Source organism: Desulfomonile tiedjei, assembly GCA_016212925.1.
Classification (GTDB): Bacteria; Desulfobacterota; Desulfomonilia; order Desulfomonilales; family Desulfomonilaceae; genus JACRDF01.
The window spans coordinates 61,866-84,885 of sequence record JACRDF010000022.1 but is presented as its reverse complement, the minus strand read 5'-3'; the positions used below and the strand labels follow the sequence as shown (position 1 = coordinate 84,885).

The window sequence follows — 23,020 nt, the reverse complement described above, 5'->3', positions numbered from 1 at the left end:
TTTGTGAGTTTCGGCTCCAACACGGGGAGGGGCCACCCCTCCCCACCGATAAATTTAAAAGTTCCGATTTCCACAGGAGGATATAACAGTGTCCAAGATCGTTGCAGCAAACGTCATAGCCGGTGCTCACACGGTCTACGAAAAGACCAGAAAAAAATACGAGAAGGCTGTGAAGAAGTTCGGCAAGAAGAAAGAGCTGGCCTTCCCCAACACCGGATATTATCTGCCGGTCATCTACGGAATTCTCGGCTTTCCGGTTAAGAACCTTGGCGACGCGGGCGTGGTGCTCGATCGCTCCGAACAGCTCATTCCACCCCCGGTTCGTGAAAAGACGCACCTCCCATACTTGGGACCGGTACTCGACGCGGGAATGGCGACCCTTTTCAACTATGAGATCATGGAAGCCATTCGCTATCTGGAAGACCCGGATTTTTACCTGCCCGCTGAGGACCCCACTGAAGACAAACTCTGGCTGGGGGCAGCGGATGACATCATCCTGAGAAAGCGCGGAGTGGAGTTCGTTGACGGGACAGCCCCCGGCTTTGCCGCTATAGTCGGTTCCGCCCCTACAAAAGAGATAGCGGCTGATATGGCCCTTGAGCTTCAAAAGAAGAACCTTTACGTCTTCATGGCCGCAGAACACAACGGAACCACTTTTTCACAGCAATTGCGCGAGGCCGGTGTCCAGGTTGGCTGGCCGACTCGTCTGGTTCCCTTCGGCCCCGACATCTCCTCCGCGATCTTCGCGGTGGGATTTGCCACTCGAGCTGCCTTGAGTTTCGGCGGCATCGAACCAGGCGATTTCCGTAAAATCCTTATATACAATAAAGACCGTGTCTTTGCTTTCGTTTTGGCGCTGGGCGACGTGTCCGACGAATGGTACGCAGCCGCAGCCGGCGTTATCAACTATGGGTTCCCGACCATCGCGGATACGCCCATTCCGCAGATTCTGCCCACCGGCGTGTGCACGTACGAGCACGTAGTCTCGAACATTCCTCACGCCGAGATAGTGGGCAAGGCAATAGAAGTCCGCGGTTTGAAGGTCACCGTGACGGAAGTTCCTGTTCCTGTCGCTTACGGCCCGGCCTTTGAGGGTGAGCGAATTCGCGGTGAAGACATTTACATGGAAGCCGGTGGTGGCAAGACCCAGGCCGTCGAACTGACTGTCATGAAGGACATGAACGAGGTTGAGGACGGCAAGGTCGAGGTCTTTGGTCCGGACCTCAAAGATGTTGAGGCGGGCACGCGTATGCCATTGGGAATCCTTGTCGAGGTTGCCGGCCGCAAGATGCAAAGCGACTTCGAGCCGATCCTTGAGCGCCAGATCCACCATTTGATCAACTACGCTCAGGGTCTGATGCACATCGGACAGCGGGACATCGCTTGGGTGCGCATTGGCAAAGGCGCTGTGGAGAAAGGCTTCAGCCTGTCCCACATAGGGTCGATCCTCCATGCCAAGTACCATCAGGACTTCGGCTCAGTGCTGGACAAGGTCCAGGTCAAGATCTTCACTGACCAAAAACAAGTCGAAAAGCTGTTGAAAGACGCCAAGGCCAAATACAAGGTCAGGGATGCTCGTGTCGAGGGTATGACTGACGAAGATGAGGCCATCTTCTATTCATGCACTCTTTGCCAAAGCTTTGCACCGTCCCACGTGTGTGTGGTGACACCTGAAAGGACCGGTCTGTGCGGCGCGTACAACTGGTTGGATTGCAAGGCATCTAATGAGATCAATCCTACCGGCCCCAACCAGCCCATCGAAAAGGGCAAGGTTATCGACGAGCGTCTGGGGCAATGGGAAGGCGTCAATGAGTTCGTTCAGAAGGCCTCCCGCGGGAAGGTTCAGAAGTACAATGCGTACTCCATCATGGAAGACCCCATGACATCGTGCGGGTGCTTCGAGTGTATCGCTGCCGTGCTCCCGGTTGCCAACGGCGTTATGACCGTGGACCGTGACTACAAAGGCCCCACACCTTGCGGTATGAAGTTCACGACTCTGGCCGGTAGCGCGGGCGGTGGTAACATCACTCCGGGCTTCGTGGGCCACAGCAAGCTCTACATCGGCTCGAAGAAATTCGTCTCCGCAGAGGGCGGGATACTCCGTCTCGTCTGGATGCCCAAGGCGCTCAAAGAGATGCTGAAGGAAAAGATAGATGCTCTGGGTGCAGAGAGGGGAGTTTCCAATCTCACCGACAGAATCGCTGACGAGACCGTTGGAGTGACGGAAGACGAGATCTATCCGTTCCTCCAGGAGAAGGAGCATCCGGCCGTGGGCATGGACTCGATCGTGGGCTAACGTACCCGCGCGTATTTCCAAGTATGACCCGTCAGGAAGGGGGCCAGTTTCACTAGGCTCCCTTCCCTCTCGTTTTTACCAGACCTTACTTCTTTCTTTTCCTCGGAGGTATTTCCTCGAGGTGGAGGTTGTGATCAATGGCGCTTTCCGGAATACAGATTTTCAAAATGATGCCCAAAAAGAACTGCGGGGAATGTGGAGTCCCCACTTGCCTCGCCTTTGCAATGAATCTTGCCGCGGGAAAGGCCGAGTTGGAACAATGCCCTTACGTATCCGACGACGCAAAGGAAAAACTTGCCTCCGCGTCCGCGCCCCCCATCCGGACGGTTCAGATCGGAGCGGGAGACAGCGCGGTTAAGGCAGGCGGCGAGACAGTTCTGTACAGGCACGAAAAAACTTTTAACAATCCGACGGCCCTTGGATGCCTCGTTGATGCCTCGGATAACGACAAGGCCATCGACGGCAAGCTCAAGGCCTTCAAGGAACTCAAGTACGAGAGGGTGGGCTTGACCCTCCGACCCGAGCTTATAGCTGTCAAAGACGGCGCGGACGCGAAGCGTTTTGCCAAAGTGGCAAAGAAAGCCTCCGACGCCGGAGCCGCTCTGGTTTTGATGAGCGACAGCATTGATGCGCTGAAGGCGGCTCTGGGAGAAGTCGGCAAAAACAAGCCCCTTCTGTATGCCGCCACAGAAGCAAATGTAGACGCGGTTTCCGCCCTGGCCAAAGAGTTCGACTGTCCGGTCGCCGTGAAGGCCGACAAAGTCGGTGACGTGGCGAAACTTGCCGCTAAGCTGGTTGAAAAAGGACATAAAGACCTCGTTTTGGACTCCGGGACCAGGAAACTCGGCGAAGCCCTCCGGGATCAAGTCATGATTCGCCGACTTGCCCTTGAGAAGCTCTACCGGCCCCTGGGCTTTCCGACCATAATGTTTCCCTGCGAGATGGCGGATAACCCTGTCGATGAGGCCATTGTCGCCGGAACGTTCGTGTCCAAGTACGGCGGCATAGCCATATTGAGCGATCTCAGGGGAGAGGTCCTTTTCCCGTTGCTGCTTCAGCGATTGAATATCTTCACCGATCCTCAAAGACCGATGACCACAGAGCAAGGCATCTACCCGATCGGTAACCCGGCTGAGGATTCCCCGGTGTTGATTACCAGCAACTTCTCTCTGACGTACTTCATCGTTTCCGGAGAGGTTGAGGCCAGCCGGGTGCCTTCCTGGCTGTTGGTGCTGAATACCGATGGGCTTTCCGTCCTAACTGCGTGGGCAGCGGGAAAGTTCGTGGGCGATCTGATAGGGCCGTTTGTCAAGAAGTGCGGAATTCAGGACAAATCGAAGCTTAAGAAGCTGGTCATTCCAGGGGCGGCCGCAATTATCAGCGGCGACTTGGAAGAAGAACTCCCGGACTGGGAGATTCTCATTGGCCCCAGAGAAGGCGCTCACATCCCTGCCTACCTGCGTCAGAATTTTCTCAAATAAAAGGCCCTACCGGCCTTGACCAGACCCAATCGCGGGGGAGAATTATGATTCTTCCCCGCTTCCCGTAATTTCGAAGCGGGGCGAAAAAAAAAGGATATTACCCTTTTATCATGGGGGGGAGTGTGGTAATCCTTTTCTATTTAATGGCGTTCCGCGGAGGAACGGGAGTCAAATCAGGAGGTGCTGTTAGATGATAAATGTGGTGGCTGAAAACATCAATATCATGTCAAAGTATACCGGCAATGCCATGAGGGAGAAGGACCCCAAACCGATCCAGGAATGGGCCGTGAAGCTCACGGAAAGGGGTGCCGATCTCCTGGACCTCAATTTAGGGCCAGCCCGCAAGGGTGGTCCGGAGATGATGCAATGGCTTGTCCAAACCGTCCAGGAAGTCACAGACCTGCCGCTGTTTCTGGACACCACGAATAATGAGGCCATTGAAGCCGGCTTGCAGGTGTACAAACCCAAGGGAGGCCCGGCTGTTATCAACTCCATTATGGCCACGCCTGAGCGTATGGCCATGCAAATGCCACATGTGACCAAGTACGGTTGCGACATGGTAGGCCTTATGTGGGGACCGGACGGCATTCCCAGGGACGAAAACGAACGCGCGGTGCTTCTCGACAGCATGATGACCAAAGCGGCCGAAGAAGGCATAGCGCTGGAAAGCATCTGGTTCGATCCGATTGTGGTTCCGGTTTCTTCTCAGCAACAGGAGCTTCAGGGATGTACTACGTTCATGCAGTGGCTTCCCGACCTCGCTCCCGGATCAAAATCCACCTGCGGACTGTCCAACGTTTCCAACGGTTCACCCGATGAACTGAGGGACATACTGAACCAAGTCTATCTTTGCATTCTCAAAAGGTGCGGGATCCATTCTGCAATTTTGGATGGCTTTGACGAAATGATAGTCAATATCGCACATGACAAGACCCCGGAGCTGGAGGAGTTGGTCGGTAGGGTTTTTGACGGGGAAGAGGTTGACATCTCCGGCATGGACAAACGGGAAGTCGATTACGTAAAGACGGCAAAAGTGCTGCTTGGCCATTCGCTTTATTCTCACTCCTGGCTTGAACTCTGATTTGGGAGCGTCCTGACCGGAGTAACGCTGCCGGCCGCGGAACGGTCATATATCGGTTCAAGAGGGCGGAATGAATGTTTCGCCCTGCCCTTTTTGACTCGACACTCTGAATAGGCCCGCGTGAGGGAGATCGTTGCGGAACTTCTCCTCCGGCGGGCCTTTGTTGGTTCTGCCTGGTTGTGTTTAAGGAACGCCATGTAGCAAACGTCAAAATTAGTGTCTGATTACAACGGAATTTTTCACTTTGCAAATAATGCCTCATCTTCGCGGAAATCATAGCGCCGACCACAGGGTATCCGTACTTGTTTCTCATCGCCTGATCCTGTAGGGGCGATCCCGCGCAGAACGCGGGACCGCCCTAATACGGGCGCACGCCATGCGCGCCGTACAGGAATTGGAGATGCAGCTCCGGATGATGGCCAGCTAGCAGCCTCTTATTTGCCAAGTGCATGATTCCGAGATTAGAAATTGCGGCAACTGGTATAATAGCAACCGCTTTAATCGCGAATTCACGTAACAGAGACGAATCTTGAAGCAAACTAGCCCATTCGACTTCGATACGCCTGTAGACCGACTCGGGACCTCCAGCCAGAAGTGGGCCATGTATGAAGAGCGGAACATCCTGCCTTTGTGGCTGGCCGATATGGACTTCCGTTCCCCACCCGCGGTGATAGACGCTCTCCACCGCCGAGTCGAACATGGGGTTTTCGGCTACACCGCAGCGCCCGAAGAGCTGGTCAGGGTTGTCCAGGCGATGCTTAAGTCCTCGTACGGCTGGCAGGTGGAACGCGAATGGCTTGTCTGGCTGCCCGGACTGGTCACCGGGCTTAATGCCGCGTGCAGAGCGGTGGGCCAGGATGGTGACGACGTGCTGACAGCGGTCCCGGTGTACCCGCCGTTTCTTACAGCTCCCAGGCATTCGCGAAGAAACATTATAAAAGTATCGCTCGAATGCCCGCTCGACAAATGGGCTTTTGATTTCGCGGCTTTGAAAAAAGCCATAACCTCGCGAACTCGCCTCTTCCTGTTGTGCAATCCGCACAACCCTGTGGGACGTGTATTTTCGCGCGAGGAATTGACCGAATTGGCAACAATATGCCGGGCCCACGACATCGTAATTTGTTCCGACGAAATTCACTGCGGCCTGGTGCTCGATCAAGACAAGGCCCACCTTCCCATAGCGACCCTGGACTCATATGTGGCGGAGCGGACCATCACGTTCATGGCTCCCAGCAAAACATACAACTTGCCTGGTCTCGGATGCGCCTTTGCTATAATTTCCAACGAGGAGTTGCGCGGAGTTTTTCGCAAAGCTATGGCCGGCATCGTGCCGCACGTTAATGCGCTCGGCTATGCCGCGGCCATTGCCGCCTATCGCGACAGCTGGGCTTGGCTCGCTGCTCTCCTGGATTATCTGCGCGACAACCGTGAAACGGTCACGCGGGCCGTAAACGCTATGCCAGGACTGTCAATGAGCCATGTGGAGGGTACCTACCTTGCATGGATCGACACACGAGCCACTGGTCTGCAAAATCCTGTCGCTTTTTTCGAAAATGCAGGAGTGGGACTTGCCAACGGAGCACCTTTCGGCGGGCCGGGCTTTCTCCGACTCACGTTCGGCTGTCCGCGTTCCATTCTTCTGGAGGCCCTGAGAAGAATGGAACTGGCGCTGTCTGGTCAGAGACAACAGTCCGATCGGTAAAAATCCCCGATCAGAGCGGAAACACAGCAGCGCACAGGCACCTCCGTGCTCCCTCAGCCCCATGAAACACAGGTGTGTAAGCACGGCTAAACAGCGACCCCTCTTCTTGACATTATCGGAATTCTCGGCCATATAGCGTGATAGTTGCAGGGCGCATAGGTTGGTTGTATAATTTATGGCTAAATTGTACCCTGGCCGATTCGCATGAAATTTAGAGGGGGTGTGGTTGACTTCGTCAATTCTGATGGCTGCCTTTTTAAGCGCCTTCGGGTTTACCACGACCTGCATTCTCATTCCTCTGCTAAAAAAGGCGGCCCTAAAAAATGGCCTTGTAGCCGCTCCAGGCGGCAGGCGTAATCATGCCAAGGCAACTCCTCTCCTGGGAGGCCTGGCGATTTACCCTCCGTTTGCAGTGGTTTTTTTGTCGTTCTTTGCGCTTTTGTGGTCGGGTTACTTGTCGTTGCAGCATCCGACCATGCTGAAAATGCTTTCCCTTTTTGCCGGAACCACGTGGCTGCTTATTCTCGGAACACTGGATGACAGGAAGGATTTGGGGTGGCGAAAAAAGCTGCTCGGTCAAATTCTCGGAGGCGTTATCCTGGTGGCCGGCGGCCATAACATATTTTCAGCCACTCTTCCATTGCTGGGGCCCATCGAATTCGGGTGGTACGGTATCCCCCTCCTTGTAGTGTTGGTTGTGGTGATAACCAATGCCATCAACCTGATAGACGGGATGGATGGACTGGCCGGCGGAATTTGTTTTTTTGCGGCCTTGACAAGTAGTGTCATTGGATTGGTCAAGGGCGATATTTTCACTGCGACGATTGGATTTACGATCTCCGGAAGCCTGCTTGGGTTCCTGATGTTCAACTTCCCTCCTGCCTCAATTTTCCTGGGCGACGGCGGGAGCATGATGTTGGGCTTTCTCCTGGGGACACTTGCCACCAGCCATGCCGCGGCAGTGTCCCCCGGACAACGTTTCGGGACCTCCATGATGATTTTGATTCCTTTCTTGCCTTTCGGGATTCCCCTCTTCGAGGTTGCTCTCTCGATTTCGAGACGCTGGATACGGGGCCAGGCCATCTTTCTTGCAGACGGGGACCACCTTCACCACCGCCTTATCGACAAAATGAAGAATCCCAGGCTGACCGTTGCCGTTTTTTATTTTTTCAGCGCGGCTCTTTGCGGCCTGACGCTCTTCCTCGTATTTGAAGAAAGCTCCATGGCATTCAGGTTCCTGGCTGCGGCAATAGCAACGGTGGTCTTTGCAGGCGCAATAGCGTCGATCAGATTGTATCGGGTGAACCAGTTGTTGACCACCCTGCGGAACAGGCGTCACTTCAAGTTCCTGGGAACCTTCTTGCCTTTCATGAGAAACAGGTTGAGCAGGGCGAGGTCCTTTCATGAGCTTGTCGAGCTTTTGCAGACTGGGGTCAAGGACCTGGGATTTGATTATGTCGAAGTGACCCACGGCGACCACTTGCTGGAACGATGGACGAATATCCGGCCCCCCCACCCGGAAAACCCTAGAATACACGCCGAAGAAACCTTTCAAGAGTACGTGATCAGCATTAGATGGGCCCGCGCCCTTCATGATGACGAGACCTACAATGAGTACCTAATGCTGACGTGGCATCGTTTTTTGATGGCTTTCAGAAGTGAAATGAAGAGTCATCAGTTGGAACTGGCCGGCTCGAAAAAGAACAACGTCGTCGAGTTGACCAGAAAAATTCACGCCGATTAAATCCTGCGTTCGTAACAGTCGCTTGAAAGAACATTAGAGCGTACAACACCCCTCGGCAAACGGGTGTTTCTAGCCTACGGCCCATCTCTTGAAAAAAAAGACGCCAGGGGTAACCCTCGACGTCCCGCAGTTTGTGCAGCGTGTGTTACTTACAATCCGAACATCTATCCACTATTTTTCCACCGGCTCTGATGCAGTCGGACTCAGTCACGAGCTTCCGACAGAAGCTTTCCATGCAACAGCACTTTCTTTCGGATGACCTCTCTTCCATGTCAGATCACCCCCTTAAGGGCCTTTCAATTGTCTGTTTTTAATATAGTCAGGCCCTTTCGAGAGTCAACGTGCCGGCTCATGGACGACGGCAAGAGGTCTGTCCTGCCGCGCCTTGTGTCGAGCGTGCCGGGGCTTCCCGGCCCAACTGAATGCTTACGGCGGGCAGGTTGACAAACATTTCGGGGTGGGCTAACAAAGTTATAAGTTACTTGAATTGGCTAAAATTACGGTGAAGAATGGGAAGCTGCCTTGCCGGTTGTCGGCAAGACGCTTTGGTCCATGAGCAAGCTCGGTTCCGCGCTAACAGGCAGGAACCGGAATTGAGGGTCATTGGGTGATGCAACGAGGCGGTCGGATCCTAATCGTCGATGACGAAAAGGATATTTGTGAAATTCTTTTTCGCTTGCTCAAAAAAAGCGGGTTCATGCCCCTGGTGGCGCATGACGGTGAGCGAGCGTTGGAAATGATTCGCCTGGGTGTACCGGACGCCGTGGTCTCAGACATGATGATGCCGGGAATGGACGGCATGGAGTTGTTGCGGCGTGCGAAAGAATATGACCCGACCCTCCCGTTTCTCATTATTACCGGGTACGGCGGCATTGACGGGGCCGTGCGGGCCATGAAGGAGGGGGCCTTTGACTATCTGCCAAAGCCTCTAAACAACAAGGAATTGGTAGACAAGATCAGGCTTTCACTGGAAACCAGGCAATCTGCTCGCAAGACGCCGACGCCCTCCGACACCGGAGAGGGTTCCGAAATCGCCAGGCTTCAGGAGATGATGGGGCCGAGCGCGGCTGTTCAGCGGATCGCTGCTGAAGCTGCACTTGTTGCACGCTCGAATTTCAGCGTCATCATTCAGGGAGAGACCGGCACGGGAAAAGAACTTGTGGCCAGAGCTATTCACAAATCGAGCCCAAGGTCCGCCGGTCCGATGATACCTGTTGATTGCGGTGCAATTCCGGAAACTCTCTTTGAAAGCGAGCTGTTCGGTTATGAAAAAGGCGCCTTCACCGGCGCCGCGGCAATGACACCAGGAAAATTCGAATTGGCTCAACATGGGACCTTGTTTCTGGACGAAATCGGCAATATGCCGCTTTCCTCTCAGATCAAGCTTCTCCGGGCCATACAGGAAAGAAGCTTCTTCCGGGTGGGAGGCAGAAAGCCCGTGACGGTTGATCTGCGTCTAATAGTGGCCAGCAATCAGGATTTGAATGCCTCGGTGGCCGCGGGCTCATTCAGCCGGGACCTTTTCTACCGTTTAAGTGAGTTTACAATTCTGATCCCGCCTGTCCGAGACCGAAAACAAGATATCATTCACCTGGCCAATCGTTTTCTCATCGCGACCAATGTGGAATTGGCCAAAAAAGTGAAAGGTTTTTCAGAATCAGCGTTGAACACAATGACCACGTACGGTTGGCCTGGAAACGTGCGTCAAATTAAATCCGTTGTGCGCCGTGCAGTGCTGATTGCCGAAGAGTTGGTCACACCCGAGCATTTGTCGCTTGGCGAAGTTGGCGCAACGAGTCCGGAAAATGACGCTCAAATTGAAGAATGCAGGGAAATAGTAGGGCTTCCTTTGAAAGAGGCCGTGCAGCGCGCTACCGCGGAAGTTGAGCGGCGCTGTTTGATCGACGCATTGAAGCGAACGGGTGGGAACAAGTCCAAGGCAGCCCGTTTACTACAAATTGATCGCAAGACCATGCACTCCAAAATAAAGGAGTACGACATACGGCCGGACGAAGACGCTTCAGAGTAGTTCCCTAAAGGGCCGTAGATACTCACCAACCCCCTCGGAATTTCCGTCAAGCTTCTTTATTTCCAACCTTGATCCCCAGTTGACGTGGAAGAATTTGCTTTATTGCGTAATCGCCAAGGGTGAAATGCCCAATCAATCTCCAGTTTTACCGGCACAGATCGCTTCTCTAGCTTTCCAATAGGGGTCACGATGGCAGTATTTCGCCAACCGCAACTGAAGGACAGTATTCGCGGTCCTGCCGGGAACCGAGGTCCGTCCATTCTTGCCTCTTCGTATTTGGGTGAGTAATTAAAAGAGTAATAGAGCAAATGAGGAAGGAAAGCCTCAAGGACAATTATATCACCGTAAGTGACCAAATTAAGTCCTGAGAATAACAATAGTTGAAGGAGGAATTGTCATGAGCATAGGAGAAGTATTTGAGAAGGTCAAAGAAGCATTCGGAATTGAAGGAGAAATTACGAGAGAATCCGATGTTCACAAGAGGCTGGGGGACAACCCTCATGCCACCTTTGAGCAGAGTCATCCCGCGGTGAACAAAGACGAACCCGCGGCTTTTGCAAATCCGATCGAAGCAGGCGCCAAGAAACTGTCTGAAGAGCAATGCGGAAGACCCATGCCCAGGCCATTCACCGACGATCTTCAACCAAGTTCGGATTACCGATGCCCGGCGGACGCCCATGCCAGAATGGGTGACAATCCGCATGCGACATTCGAGCAGGGTCATCCGGCAGTCAACCTGGAGGAACCCCGCGGTTTCGCAAATCCTTGTGAATCGGGCGCCAAGAAACCTTCTGAGGCACAGATGGGAAAGCCCATGCCTCAGGCGCAAACGTTTTGCCAATAACAGGGCCTATCAACGGCACGGATGGGCGCACAGCGATTCCCGCGGCGCCCATCTTGCATGAAACCTCGCGTGCGACTCTGCGGGTATTTTCACAGCCCCTGCGAAACCCAAGTCAACCCCGAAAATGGGCAAGAACCGTTGCCGCGGGCGAGGTTAGTTGTTTTATCGCGAAATGGTATGGCACCTTCGCTCTTGATCAGACATATTCGAAGGCCCGCGCCAGGTCCGCAATCTGGTCATCGATATGCTCGATCCCCACCGAGATTCTGATCATATTGCGCGTAATACCCATAAGTTCGCGGACGTCTTCAGGCATGGACACGTGAGTCATCGACCAGGGGTGCTCGATTAGCGACTCTACGCCGCCCAACGACTCTGCCAGCGTAAAGAGCTTGACCGCCCCGAGCAATCGGAAAGTCTCGGCCTCGCCTCCTCTGACGCAAAAGGAGAAGGTACCGCCGTACCCTGTCATCTGTAGCTGCGCGAGAGCGTGTTGAGGGTGACTTTCCAGACCGGGATGCAGCACGCGCTCCACCTTGGGATGTGCTTCCATCCAACGTGCCAACTCCAGTGCATTACTATTGTGGGCTTCCATACGAACCGCAAGGGTCTTCACCCCGCGTAAGACCAGAAAACAGTCCAATGGCCCGGCGCATGTACCCATAGCGTTTTGGAGGAACCCAATCTTTTCGGCCATATCGGGATCTTTGACAATAACCGCTCCCCCCACCACGTCAGAATGGCCGTTGATGTACTTTGTAGTGGAATGGACAACCACGTCGATACCCAGGTCAAGTGGGCGTTGGAAATAGGGCGACAGAAACGTGTTGTCACAGATGGTCATTATCTTGTGTTTTCGCGCGATGTCAGCGATTGCTCTCAAGTCCAGGAGGTTCATCATGGGGTTTGTTGGGGTCTCGGTCCACACGGCCTTGGTGTTCGGGCGGATCGCCTTGCGCAGCAGGTCCAAATCGCGCAGGTTCACAAACTCCACGTCCACGCCGTGTTTTCGCGTGACGTTCACCAACAGCCTGTACGTTCCTCCGTAAAGGTCATCGTGGACAATTAAGTGGTCGCCGGGGCCGTACGTTTCGAGCACAGTGGTCTCCGCGGCCATTCCAGTGGAGAAGACGAATCCGTCCGTGCCGCCTTCCAAAGCCGCTAGACAATTCTCCAAGGCTTTACGAGTGGGGTTGCCGCTACGCGAGTAATCGAACTCGCCCGGCTGATTGACATCTTTAAACGCGAAGGTCGACGTCTGGTAGATTGGTGTCATCACCGCGCCGTACGTGGGGTCCTTCTCCTGGCCGGCATGAATAGCTAGTGTTTCAAAGCGCATATCCGCTCCTTTACAATTATCCTTAAATGTCTCAGGCCTGAATACCCTCAAATAAGACCGTCGACAGGTAACGCTCACCCGCATCCGGAAGCACTGAGACAATCAGTTTGTCCTTGTTCTCAGGTCGGGCCGCGACGCGCACGGCAACTGCCGCTGCCGCTCCACTAGAAATGCCGCAGGTAATACCTTCTTCACGGTGCAGGCGTAATGTCATTTCAATTGCCTCGTCGTTAGACACGGTCGCGATTTCATCCACCAGGTCCAGATCCAGAACATCGGGTTTGAATCCTGCGCCGATGCCCTGAATCTTATGTGGCCCGGGCTTTGGGTCCTCACCGTTTCGGATCATCGTCAACACGGGGGAATGAATTGGTTCAACCGCCACTGACCAGATATTCTTCTTCTTCACGTTCTTGATGAACCTGCATACACCGGTGATGGTTCCGCCAGTGCCAATGCCGGAGACCAAAATATCCACCTTTCCGTCAGTGTCGTCCCAGATTTCCGGGCCCGTGGTCTTGAAGTGGATTTCCGGGTTGGCGGGGTTCTTGAATTGCTGCGGCAGGAAATATTTATCGGGATCGCTCGCCAGAATCTCCTCTGCCTTGGCAATGGCGCCCGGCATTCCTTTGGCGCCTTCGGTTAGAATAAGGTCGGCTCCGAAAATCCGCAGCATCTTTCGACGCTCTACTGACATGGTCTCCGGCATCGTAAACAACATAGGATAATTGCGAGCAGCGCACACAAAGGCCAACGCCAGGCCTGTGTTGCCGCTGGTCGGCTCCAAGACCGTCACCCGCCGCGATCCTGGAGTCAGCTTCCCGTCTCTCTCTGCTGCCCAGATCATCGCGGCCCCGATGCGGCATTTCACGGAATAGGACGGATTGCGTCCCTCAATCTTTGCGAGGATTATTCCGGGAAGCCCCGCGGCAACTCTGTTCAAACGTATCAGCGGGGTACCGCCGATGCTAAAGCTGTTGTCGGCATGAATTCTTGCCATTGGCTCTCCTCCGTGGGAAATACTCGACCGTGTTGCCAAAAAGACCGCAAAACCTGCGATCTTGGTCGGTTGTCTAAAAAGTGTCAAATCTAGTCAAGGAGCCTGAATTACTGGCCCTCTGGTTCCCATGTCCGGTATTCACATTCTTCGCGATTCCGAATTAAGTAAATTCCGTGGCGCTGCTCAAAGGGAAGCGAGTCCTGTTCCACCGCGTGCGTGACAGGCGACGCGTCGCCACAAAGTGGACAGTCCGGATCGCGGACCCGTTCCCCAATAACAAACCGGCAACGCAGGCCGTCGTACATCAAGAAACGGCGGGCACTATCCGCATCACGCTCCAAAAAAACCTTCACGGTTTCCACTGTCGCCAGGCTCCCCATGACTCCCACAATCCCGCCAAAGATACCGACCACCCGGCAAGTTGCCGCGGTGCTTCCAGGCGATGGTTCAGGGACGAGGCACCGATAGCAGGGGTTCTCCGCACCGGGAATCACCACTAGCAGCTGTCCCTGGAATCCAACTGCCGAGGCAGAGACCAGCGCAACCCCCTCAAGCCAACAACAATCGGCCACCAGAAACCGCGTGCAGAAATTGTCACTTCCATCGATGACAACATCGTAACCTCGCACTATGTCTCGAGCGACTTTGGCGTTGTTGAGCAGCATGTGGTACGTATCCACCACACAATTGGGATTGAGCGCGGAAATCGCCTCTTTGGCGCACTCCACCTTGGCTCTGTCCACGTCAGTTGTTCGGAAAACGACCTGTCGCTGTAGATTCGAAAGCTCGACCGCGTCACAATCGCACAGTCCGATGCGCCCCACCCCGGCCGCGGCAAGATACAGGGCCGCGGGCGAGCCGATGCCGCCCATTCCAATGAGAAGCACGCTGGAGGCTTTCAGGCGTTCCTGCCCGGAATGGCCGACCTCCGGCAAGATCATGTTGCGGGAATAACGCATAATTTCTTCTTCTGAAAAGTCGAGGTTCATTTGCCTTACCTCCTTCTGTTTTGACTAGGACCAACTGTTTCAGGAGCCGACCTCGTGGTCTTTTCGGACGCCGGTAAGGCCGTTCCATTCCTTCCGCTCACAAGGGTTATGGGGCCGACGTCGGGGTTGAAATCAACAAAAGTGTCCTACCGCGAGACCCGGGGAAAAGGGATGCCTCCTATTAGTTAAGTAACTCGATCGTTCTGATAGACATTTACCGCAAAAAAAATCACCCTAGTTTCCAGGAACTCCGGTTGATCGAGGACAAAAGATTCAAATGTGGAGGGGCCGCTAAGGAGATCCCCACACAAGACCCGCATGCATGACACTGCCATGAGAGCGAAGGACCTGTCATTTTTTTTTGGACAAGGTCGCTCGAAACCCGAAGCTTCGACCACGAAGATTTCAGATCGCATAGTCAACAAATCCTTCCTCCCGTGCCTTGGCTTCCTGCTGTACAAGCTCCTGAAAAGTAGTGCCGTCGTAGACTGCTTCCAGGGCCTTCTCCGCTCGTTCCCACAAGGAAAGAAACGGGCAATACCCATACATGGGGCAAGTGTCCTTTTTAGTTTTTACTCCGCAGTCCACAGGAGACAGGGGGCCTTCCGTAAACCTTAGAATTTCGCCGACTGTGAGTTCACGAGCCTGACGAGTCAGGAAATATCCGCCGTCTCTACCCCGAGCCGACTCGACAAATCCCCCCCCTTTCAAACGGTTGAGAATATTCTCCAGGAATCGACGGGGAATGGCCTGGGCCTCCGCTATCTCGCTGATCCTGATGGCCCCTTTCCCATGGCGCTTTGCCAATTCAAAGACAGCTCTCACAGCATATTGAGATTTTTGAGAGATTGACATACGCCCTGCCGCAATACTACTTTCTCGACCGATTAAGTAGAGTTTTACCACCGCAATGTTTCCGTGTCAAGTTTTTTTACCAATCTGGGGGCGCGCGAAGGCGGCTGTCTCAAAACTAATGGATACGGCGGAATTGTGTTGCGCGGCGGGTAGCCCGGACGTTCGGTGGGACAGGCTTCCAGCCTGTCTATTGGAATGACCGGCAAGATGCCGGTCCCACCCGCGGGGCGCGAAGCGACAGGAGGTCTGGTGGCCGGGTCCTGCGCGCAGAGTAGAATATCTTTGATCAATCGTGTTTTCGTTCGCTGAGCAACCTCTTGCCAAGTTCCAAAACGTTCTCAGGAATATCCTCCTCGTTCTCCCCGCGGCGGACGAGGCTCAAGCTCTGAGTCGGGCATTTGTGAGCACAGGCCCCACATCCGATGCACTGATCGGGATCGTAGGCCACTTCCTTAAGGTCTTTTGACTTAAGTTTCCCGCGGTTTCCCGGTTTCGGGACATTATCTTTGCCTTTCAGTTCAATCGCTTGCACAGGGCAACGCTGCGCGCAAAGCCCGCATGCCTGACAGGTCTCGGGGTTGACTTGCACCCTGTAATTCGACCGCTGGTGCTTGCCCATAACCAAATGAGGCATCTTTACCGGTTCGAGGAACTGGCAACAGCATGAGCAACAGTTGCATATGGTATCGATCCCCGTCTTGGTGTTCGAGATGCCGTGGACCAGTCCTGCATCCGCGGCTTTTTTGAGAATCTCCAGCGTTTCTTCACGGGCTATCTGCCGGCCCATACCATTTTCTACCATGTAACGGGCCAATTGCCCGAAATGCAAACAAGTTTCAGTGTCGTGCTTACAGTCGGGGAGGCTGGGATCAAGATTGTGACGATGACGACAAGGACAGGTGGCCACTGCGTGATAGTCGGCTGTCAGCACGTATTCAAGAACGTCCTCATAGGGGAGTATCTGCCTGGTATCCTTGATCGTTTGCCCTACGGGTATTGCTCGAAGGCCCCTGGTGGGGTGTCCCATGACCTCCGCGCCCAGGTTTTCGACGTAATATTTGTTCAGCATTGGCGATATCTTACGATTCCATTCATCATCTTCACCCTTCCAGCCAGGCATGCGGTAAAAGAAAAACATCGGGTCAGAAAACGAATACCTAGCCCCTGATTTGCTCTCGTATTCGCGGATAAACCCCTTTTTAACCATTGGCTCCATTTTTGCCTTCAGCTCTTCTGCAGGCAGGCTAAACCTCTTCACAAGGTCTTCGATGGTTTGAGGCTTGTCAGGCAAATCCAAGAGGAACGCTGCTTCCTCCCGTGTGAACCGAATCTTGAACAACGGCAGAAGCAGTTCGGATTCCGGAAGACCGAAAATCCCGGTTCGGCATCGGTCTATAAGAGCCACGTACGCTTTCTCGTCAGTCATGATCACCTCCAAGACTCATGAAACCGGAAAATAGATGGACCTTCCGCACCGTCCGTTCCTCCTTTTGAAGATATCGGTTGGGGGGGTTAGTTTGCATACAAGATATCGGACCAAAAAAATCACCCACTGATGTGCCTGAGCAGTCGCTTCAATAGGACCTGTTCCTCAAGCGACAATTCACCGAGGATCTCCTCGTTTGCTTTTTCCCGCTCCACAGCTATGAATTCGTTCAGGTCACGGGCCTTCGATCCAAGGTAGATCCGCAAAGATCTCTTGTCCGCTGAATCGGTTTCCTTGATTATCCATCCCTTCTCGACCAATCTATCGAGGACACCGGAAAGTGTAGCACTGTCCAGCATTAGTTTCCGACCCATCTCTCCGGCGGAGACCCCCTCTTCATCGCGCAATGCTTCAACGACTAGAACCTGAACAGGTGTGAGCCCGAAAGGGACAACTTTTCTTTTCAGATTCCCGTGAGCCTTCTGGTAGGCCTTTGCGAGAAGAAACACTATGCATTCGTGGTATCGCATACTTTACATCCGTTAGTATACTAACTAAATCTTTCGCTATGGCCTGTCAAGAAAATGGTCCACCCCCCATAACCGTTCAGTCGCGACCAGAGAGAGCCGCACCGATATGAGCGGATTGCTTCGCTGCGCTCGCCATGACATGCCGGATGGCGTCAGTGAGGCCGCGAAAGGGGTAAGCTATCCCCCATGCGGCCAACAAAGAGCTTGGTCGCTCGTTCGGATGCCTGCAAGGACAGACTGATAAACACATCCCTTCGAGCACTTAATATTGATTGCGGTACCAAGAGCTTTTCCGCTATCCTCATGCTTGTCGCTGCCCGCTGTCTTTCATGTATTGCTGCGGGTAGGCCGGGTCTGTTTGACAAGCTCACATAAGCGGTCCAAAACGCCCCTAAGAATCGTTAGCCTACAGGAGCCGTCCCCCTCAAATGCCTCGGAAGCAGCAAGTTACACTAAGCCTCGAAGCCGATACGGCGTTTCTCAAGTTGGCCACCTCTTTTGTGGAAAACAGCGCCGGTGCTTTTGGAATGGATCACTCGGGCGCACTGGCTCTAACCCTGGCCACTGAGGAGATCTTTGCCTACCTCTGCACGGTTGGAGTCCCGCGCCAAGAACTTGAAATTCGATGTTTCGGAGGTCTGTACTACGTCAAAGTGCAGTTCTTCTTTGAAGCGCAAGACTTTAACATGCGGTCTTTCAACCTGACTGCAACCGCGTCTGTCCAGGACGAAACGAGCTTTCAGGAAACCGGGCTTCTTATAGCCTCCCGCATGGTAGATCGCTTCGATTTTTTTGTGGGCGAAAGCAACAAACACCTTCTGACTCTCACTAAGGACAAGGATTATCCGGTCATTGCTACGGATGATCTGCCAAAAATACAGGGCCTTGTTCATTTCAAACTGAGAACGCCAGACACTGAGGAAGTCAAATTATTCGTCAGCCTTGTCCATAGGCAATATGCCGGAATGATTCTGCCCCCCTTCTTTAGTTTTCCCGGCAAAGTCGCCGATATGGTGGCTTCGGGAGAATATCGGGCAAGCATAGCGAGCGACGAACGCGGGCAGATCGGAGGAGGGATCTTATGGCACATGGCCAGGCAAACCGTTGCGGAATGCTATGGACCATATGTCCTCGGACCCAAATCAGAGACTCGCACCGAAATGGCCGCGTCACTCGTAGATAGGTGTATAGAGAACCTGGCCCGAACCGAGGTTGTTGGGCTGACAAACCGATTTCCGACCCAGGACCTGCCCGAAGGATATTTCCAGAAGCTGGGAATCTTGAGGTATCGGACCGAGGACCGAGGCACACGGGAGCTACCTATATTCTATCGTGAGCTGCTGGAGGATGCAGGGACCGCGGTGTGGTGCCATCCGGAACTCGAAGCATTCCTGAAAGGGGAATTTGAGCGTCTTTTTCTGGCGCGGGAGATTCGGCTCGTTCGGAGTCAAGGAGAAGCCACGCAGGCGTACTCGGTGTTGTCCGCCGAGTTTGACCGTCCCAATAAGCAGGTTACCCTCAACCCCGTCTTGTCAGGGACTGATTCAGAGGACAATCTGGCTCGTCACGTGGAAATCCTCACGAACGAAGGCCTAACGAACGTTCTCTTTCCGCTGGACCTGGGAGAGCCCTGGCAGATGGAATTCGTCCCCGCATTGTTGAAGAACGACTTTGAACCTCGCTTGGTCTTGCCTTACGCGGGCAATCGGGACCTGGTGGTCTTCCAGCTCAAAACAGGTGATCTGCCAGGATGAACCGCCCCACTTTGGAAAGATTGGTTCCGGATTATGTTCGGCATTTTGAGGCATATATCCCTAGTAAGCCTGATGCCGAATTGATGAAACTATACGGGTGCTCTCGCCTGTATCGTCTCAACAATAACGAGAACCCCCTAGGCCCACCTCCTCTCGCCCAAGCAGTAATTAAGCGCTTTCCGCCTCCCGGAGCGGCCGTTTATCCCAGCGGCGACTCTTATTATCTGCGCAAGAAGTTGGCCGATCAATTCGGCAAACACCCTGACCAATTCCTGGTAGGCAACGGAGCCAACGAGGCAATAACGTTCGTCATAAAAGCCTTTTGTGAAAAGGGGGATAATATTGTCACCGCGGATAAGACATTCGCGGTCTATGAGTGGGTGGCCCAGTTTTCCGGCTTCGAGGCGCGACTGGTGCCTCTGAAGGACTACGGGTTCGATTGGCAGGGAATGTTGGAGCAGATAGACCAACGCACCAAGATCCTGTTTGTGTGCAATCCAAACAATCCCACCGGCACTTATTGGAACCGGGTCACTATGCGGGCGTTCCTCGATGCTGTGGGTGGCCGCCGGATCGTGGTGCTGGATGAAGCTTACTTCGAGTTCGTCGATTCGGATGATTTCCCCGACGGAATGTCCCTGATGAACGAGTACCCGAACATAGTGGTATTTCGGACGTTTTCCAAAATGTTCGGGTTGGCCGGCCTCCGCATTGGTTACCTTGTAGCTGACCCGGATGTGGTAGACATAATACGACGGACTTGCGTCGTGTACTCGGTCAATTCCCTGGCACAGGAAGCAGCCCTGGCCGCGGTGGGCGATACGGAGCACATCCGGCGAACTCGCGAGCTGGTGGCGGAAGGTAAAAGGTTCCTTAGCCGCGAACTGACCGGCTTAGGGCTTCACACGGTCTCAGGAGAGGGCAACTACATGATGATCAAGCTCCCCATGAGCGACACTTTGGTCTATCGCAAGCTCATGGCCGAGGGCGTCATGGTCAGGACGATGACCGGGTTCCGTTTCCCGAACTATATCAGAGTGACTATCGCTAGAATGGAAGCAATGGAAGCCTTTGTCGAGGCGCTCGCCAAAGTGGTTCGGAGACCTTAATGTGGTTGGTCCTTAATTTTTCCATGGCCAAGAAAATCTAAATGAAATTCCAGAACAAACAATCCATGAGGCCTTGTAGCATAGGCACACCCTTGCCTCGGGTTGACGCTTACGAAAAAGTCACGGGCACGACCAAGTACGCGGCGGACTATTACGGCCGAGACATGGTCTGGGCAGGAGTGAAGAGGGCAGGCGTTCCGCATGGTATCTTGAAAAGCATCGATGCTGAGTCAGCCCGACAGCTTTCCGGAGTCATTTGCGTCCTCACCCACAAGGACGTTCCGGGAACCAACAGGCAGGGAGTTATCAGAAAAGATCAGCCTGTCCTGGTTGACGACAAGGTGCGTCATTGCGGCGACGCGGTAGCGCTTGTCCTCGCGGAAAGCAGAGAAACTCTGAACCGAGCGCTCGACTTAATAAATTGCGACATCGAGGCTCTTCCCGGTGTGTTCGACCCGGAGCAGGCGCTCCACGGTGACGCCCCCCTCGTGCACACGGACAACGCGGAAGGCAACGTCCTCTTGAAAGGCGACCTTAAAACGGGCAAAGGACCGGAAGCCGAGGAAGAATGTGATTTGCTCCTGGACGCGTGCTTTGAAACTCAGCGGCAGGAGCACGCCTATTTGGAGACCGAGTCCGGCTGGGCCCGGATCGAACAGGACGACAAACTGGTAATAGTCTGTTCTACGCAAACCCCCTTCCGTGACCGCATGGAAGTGGCTGAAGCGCTCGGTATGGATATGAGCCGGATTCGAATAATTGCACCGTATGTTGGAGGCGCGTTCGGAGGCAAAGACGGTGTGACGGTCCAAAGCCTGCTCGGCCTCGCTGCTCTCCATTCGGGCGGAAGGCCTGTGAAAATGTGGTGGGGAAGGGAGGAATCCTTCCTTTCCGGGACCAAACGACATGCTGCACGCATGTATTACAGACTGGGCGCCAAGAACGACGGAACTCTGCACTTTCTTGACGTGAAACTCTTCCTTGATACCGGCCCATACGACCACCTCGGTGGCGTGGTTTTGGCCCTGGCCCTGGAACACGCCGGGGGGCCCTATCGCATACCCAATGTTCTGCTGAAAGGCTGGGCTGTTTATACAAACAATCCCATCGGTGGAGCGTTTCGCGGATTCGGGGTCCCTCAGGTCACTGCGGCAATGGAACAGATGATGGACATGTTGGCCGCAAAACTTGGGATGGACCCCGTGCAGCTCCGCCTTAAGAATGCGGTTGTAAAGGGCGACCAGAATTGTGCGGGCAAGACGCTGGTCTCCTCCACAGGGGTTGCCGATTGCCTTGAGACGCTGTCCAAACATCCGTTGTGGACAGGACGGACAGGATGGAAGTCGAATGCCGGGCCGTTCAAACGCCGCGGGGTCGGCGTGGCTGCGGTCATGCAAGCGTCCGGATATGGACCTGTGGTGCCGGATTATGCCAATGCCAAGCTGGAGCTGACTCTTGACGGCAGGATACGAGTGTACTGCGGAGTGGTGGATATGGGTCAGGGGAATGCCAGCACAAATGTTCAGATAGTAGGCAACATTCTGGCTCAACAAGCGGATGGGATCGACATCATCTTGCCTGACACGGACCAAACGCTACCGAGTGGATCGGCCTCGGCCAGTCGCTGCACATACACTTTTGGCAACGCTCTTATCCAAGCCGCGGAAACCCTCAAAGGCCGCATCCTCCAAAGGGCCGCGGACCTGTTGATGGCCCCCGGTAAGGAAGACCTGGCGATGATTCCGGGTGCGGTCCGGCATCTGAAAACAGGGCGGGAGTTGTCACTTTCCCGCATCGCGCAGCTACTCAACCCGGCGGAAAGAGTCGCGGTTGGATATTTCAGGGCGCCCACCGCCACAGATGATCTCGGCGTCCCTGATGACCTCCGGCTGCACGGATTTCCACACACCCTGTTCTCTTACGGCGCTCACGTGGCCTTGGTTGAAATTGACGAGCTTACGGGCGCGGTAGACGTCAAGCGGTACCTTGCGGTCAGCGACTGCGGCAACGTTATGAATCCGGAAATCTATGAACAGCAAATACAGGGAGCTATTGCTCAGAGTCTGGGCTACGCCTTGTCCGAGGAATTTGAAGTACGCGCCGGAAAGGTGCTGACACCGGACTTTTCCACCTATACCATCCCCACGTCCGCGGATGTGCCGGAAATTGATTCTATTCCGGTCCAGGTACACGAGCCGACAGGGCCTTTCGGGCTCAAAGGCGCGGGAGAGGTCGCCACAAACGGGCCTCTGCCGGCTGTAGCAAATGCTGTGGCCGATGCATGCGGTGTGCGGATTTTTAGGTCTCCCTTGACACCCGAGCGCGTGCTCCGAGCAATTCGTGAGGCCGAAGGCAAGGAACCAGCAGAATGAGAATCACCTTCAGGCTCAACGGTGTGGATACCGTGATTGACACAAATCCCGATCGCCGCGTGGTTGATCTGCTTCGCGAGGACTTCAACCTCACAGGTACGAAGGAGTCCTGCGGCGCAGGGGATTGCGGCGCGTGCACTGTCCTGGTTGACGGTGAAAGCCGCCTCTCCTGCCTCATGCTCGCGGCCCAGTTGGAGGGTCGTCAGATTACCACTATTGAAGGGGTGGCAAATGGAGACGTTTTGAACCGGGTTCAGAGGGCATTCGTCGAAAAGGGCGCGGTTCAGTGCGGCTTCTGTATTCCGGGAATGGCTCTTGCCACTCTGGATCTTTTGAATCGGAATCCCGCTCCGTCCAGAACCGAGATCCGGGAAGGCCTCGCGGGCAACCTCTGCCGTTGCACCGCGTACCAAAAGATCGTTGACGCTGTCGAAGCGGCCTCTGCTTCCGCCACAGACGAGTAAAACCA

17 protein-coding genes are annotated in these 23,020 nt (G+C 54.3%); 11 read left to right on the top strand and 6 right to left on the bottom strand.

The features are described from left to right. Nucleotides 1–88: 88 nt before the first annotated feature. From cdhC to HY913_09880, 7 genes are all read left to right on the top strand, one after another. The gene (gene cdhC / locus HY913_09910; GenBank protein MBI4963579.1) at nucleotides 89–2,296 is read left to right on the top strand and encodes a CO dehydrogenase/CO-methylating acetyl-CoA synthase complex subunit beta; all 2,208 of its coding nucleotides are present in this window, start codon (nucleotides 89–91) and stop codon (nucleotides 2,294–2,296) included. Nucleotides 2,297–2,433: 137 nt separating this feature from the next. Beyond that, nucleotides 2,434–3,777, top strand: a complete 1,344-nt coding sequence (locus tag HY913_09905) for an acetyl-CoA decarbonylase/synthase complex subunit gamma (GenBank protein ID MBI4963578.1) — start codon at nucleotides 2,434–2,436, stop codon at nucleotides 3,775–3,777. A 190-nt stretch (nucleotides 3,778–3,967) separates the two neighbouring features. Beyond that, nucleotides 3,968–4,858: a dihydropteroate synthase gene (locus HY913_09900; GenBank protein MBI4963577.1), complete on the top strand. Its 891-nt coding sequence runs from the start codon at nucleotides 3,968–3,970 to the stop codon at nucleotides 4,856–4,858. Between the two features lie 529 nt (nucleotides 4,859–5,387). Then, nucleotides 5,388–6,560, top strand: a complete 1,173-nt coding sequence (locus tag HY913_09895) for a putative C-S lyase (protein MBI4963576.1) — start codon at nucleotides 5,388–5,390, stop codon at nucleotides 6,558–6,560. A gap of 226 nt (nucleotides 6,561–6,786) precedes the next feature. Beyond that, nucleotides 6,787–8,304 carry an undecaprenyl/decaprenyl-phosphate alpha-N-acetylglucosaminyl 1-phosphate transferase gene (locus tag HY913_09890; GenBank protein ID MBI4963575.1) on the top strand — a complete coding sequence of 506 codons (1,518 nt, stop codon included), beginning with the start codon at nucleotides 6,787–6,789 and terminating at the stop codon, nucleotides 8,302–8,304. Nucleotides 8,305–8,911: 607 nt separating this feature from the next. After that, nucleotides 8,912–10,333, top strand: a complete 1,422-nt coding sequence (locus HY913_09885) for a sigma-54-dependent Fis family transcriptional regulator (GenBank protein MBI4963574.1) — start codon at nucleotides 8,912–8,914, stop codon at nucleotides 10,331–10,333. Nucleotides 10,334–10,730: 397 nt separating this feature from the next. Beyond that, nucleotides 10,731–11,177: a hypothetical protein gene (locus HY913_09880; GenBank protein MBI4963573.1), complete on the top strand. Its 447-nt coding sequence runs from the start codon at nucleotides 10,731–10,733 to the stop codon at nucleotides 11,175–11,177. A gap of 196 nt (nucleotides 11,178–11,373) precedes the next feature. Here HY913_09880 and HY913_09875 read toward each other — a convergent pair whose 3' ends face one another. The 6 genes from HY913_09875 to HY913_09850 all read right to left on the bottom strand — a co-directional run bounded on the left by HY913_09875 (nucleotide 11,374) and on the right by HY913_09850 (nucleotide 17,316). Next, a complete protein-coding gene (locus HY913_09875) occupies nucleotides 11,374–12,516 on the bottom strand; it encodes a PLP-dependent transferase (GenBank protein MBI4963572.1) in 1,143 nt (380 codons plus the stop codon). A gap of 31 nt (nucleotides 12,517–12,547) precedes the next feature. After that, nucleotides 12,548–13,516 (bottom strand): cysteine synthase A, encoded by a 969-nt coding sequence (gene cysK, locus HY913_09870; protein MBI4963571.1) that lies wholly within the window; start codon nucleotides 13,514–13,516, stop codon nucleotides 12,548–12,550. Nucleotides 13,517–13,623: 107 nt separating this feature from the next. Further along, nucleotides 13,624–14,505, bottom strand: a complete 882-nt coding sequence (locus HY913_09865) for a HesA/MoeB/ThiF family protein (GenBank protein ID MBI4963570.1) — start codon at nucleotides 14,503–14,505, stop codon at nucleotides 13,624–13,626. Between the two features lie 405 nt (nucleotides 14,506–14,910). Beyond that, on the bottom strand, nucleotides 14,911–15,360 hold the full coding sequence (locus tag HY913_09860; protein ID MBI4963569.1) for an Rrf2 family transcriptional regulator: 450 nt from the start codon (nucleotides 15,358–15,360) through the stop codon (nucleotides 14,911–14,913). 286 nt (nucleotides 15,361–15,646) lie between these two features. Further along, a complete protein-coding gene (locus HY913_09855) occupies nucleotides 15,647–16,786 on the bottom strand; it encodes a 4Fe-4S binding protein (protein MBI4963568.1) in 1,140 nt (379 codons plus the stop codon). 119 nt (nucleotides 16,787–16,905) lie between these two features. Beyond that, nucleotides 16,906–17,316 carry a MarR family transcriptional regulator gene (locus HY913_09850; GenBank protein ID MBI4963567.1) on the bottom strand — a complete coding sequence of 137 codons (411 nt, stop codon included), beginning with the start codon at nucleotides 17,314–17,316 and terminating at the stop codon, nucleotides 16,906–16,908. A 428-nt stretch (nucleotides 17,317–17,744) separates the two neighbouring features. On the opposite strand from HY913_09850, the gene HY913_09845 reads away from it, so the two are divergent. From HY913_09845 to HY913_09830, 4 genes are all read left to right on the top strand, one after another. Beyond that, on the top strand, nucleotides 17,745–19,070 hold the full coding sequence (locus HY913_09845; GenBank protein ID MBI4963566.1) for a hypothetical protein: 1,326 nt from the start codon (nucleotides 17,745–17,747) through the stop codon (nucleotides 19,068–19,070). Beyond that, nucleotides 19,067–20,179, top strand: a complete 1,113-nt coding sequence (gene hisC / locus HY913_09840) for a histidinol-phosphate transaminase (protein ID MBI4963565.1) — start codon at nucleotides 19,067–19,069, stop codon at nucleotides 20,177–20,179. Before HY913_09845 ends, hisC begins: the two co-directional genes overlap by 4 nt. A gap of 65 nt (nucleotides 20,180–20,244) precedes the next feature. Further along, nucleotides 20,245–22,551: a xanthine dehydrogenase family protein molybdopterin-binding subunit gene (locus HY913_09835; protein ID MBI4963564.1), complete on the top strand. Its 2,307-nt coding sequence runs from the start codon at nucleotides 20,245–20,247 to the stop codon at nucleotides 22,549–22,551. Beyond that, nucleotides 22,548–23,015, top strand: coding sequence for a (2Fe-2S)-binding protein (locus tag HY913_09830; protein ID MBI4963563.1), 468 nt, complete (start codon nucleotides 22,548–22,550; stop codon nucleotides 23,013–23,015). Before HY913_09835 ends, HY913_09830 begins: the two co-directional genes overlap by 4 nt. Nucleotides 23,016–23,020 lie beyond the last annotated feature (5 nt).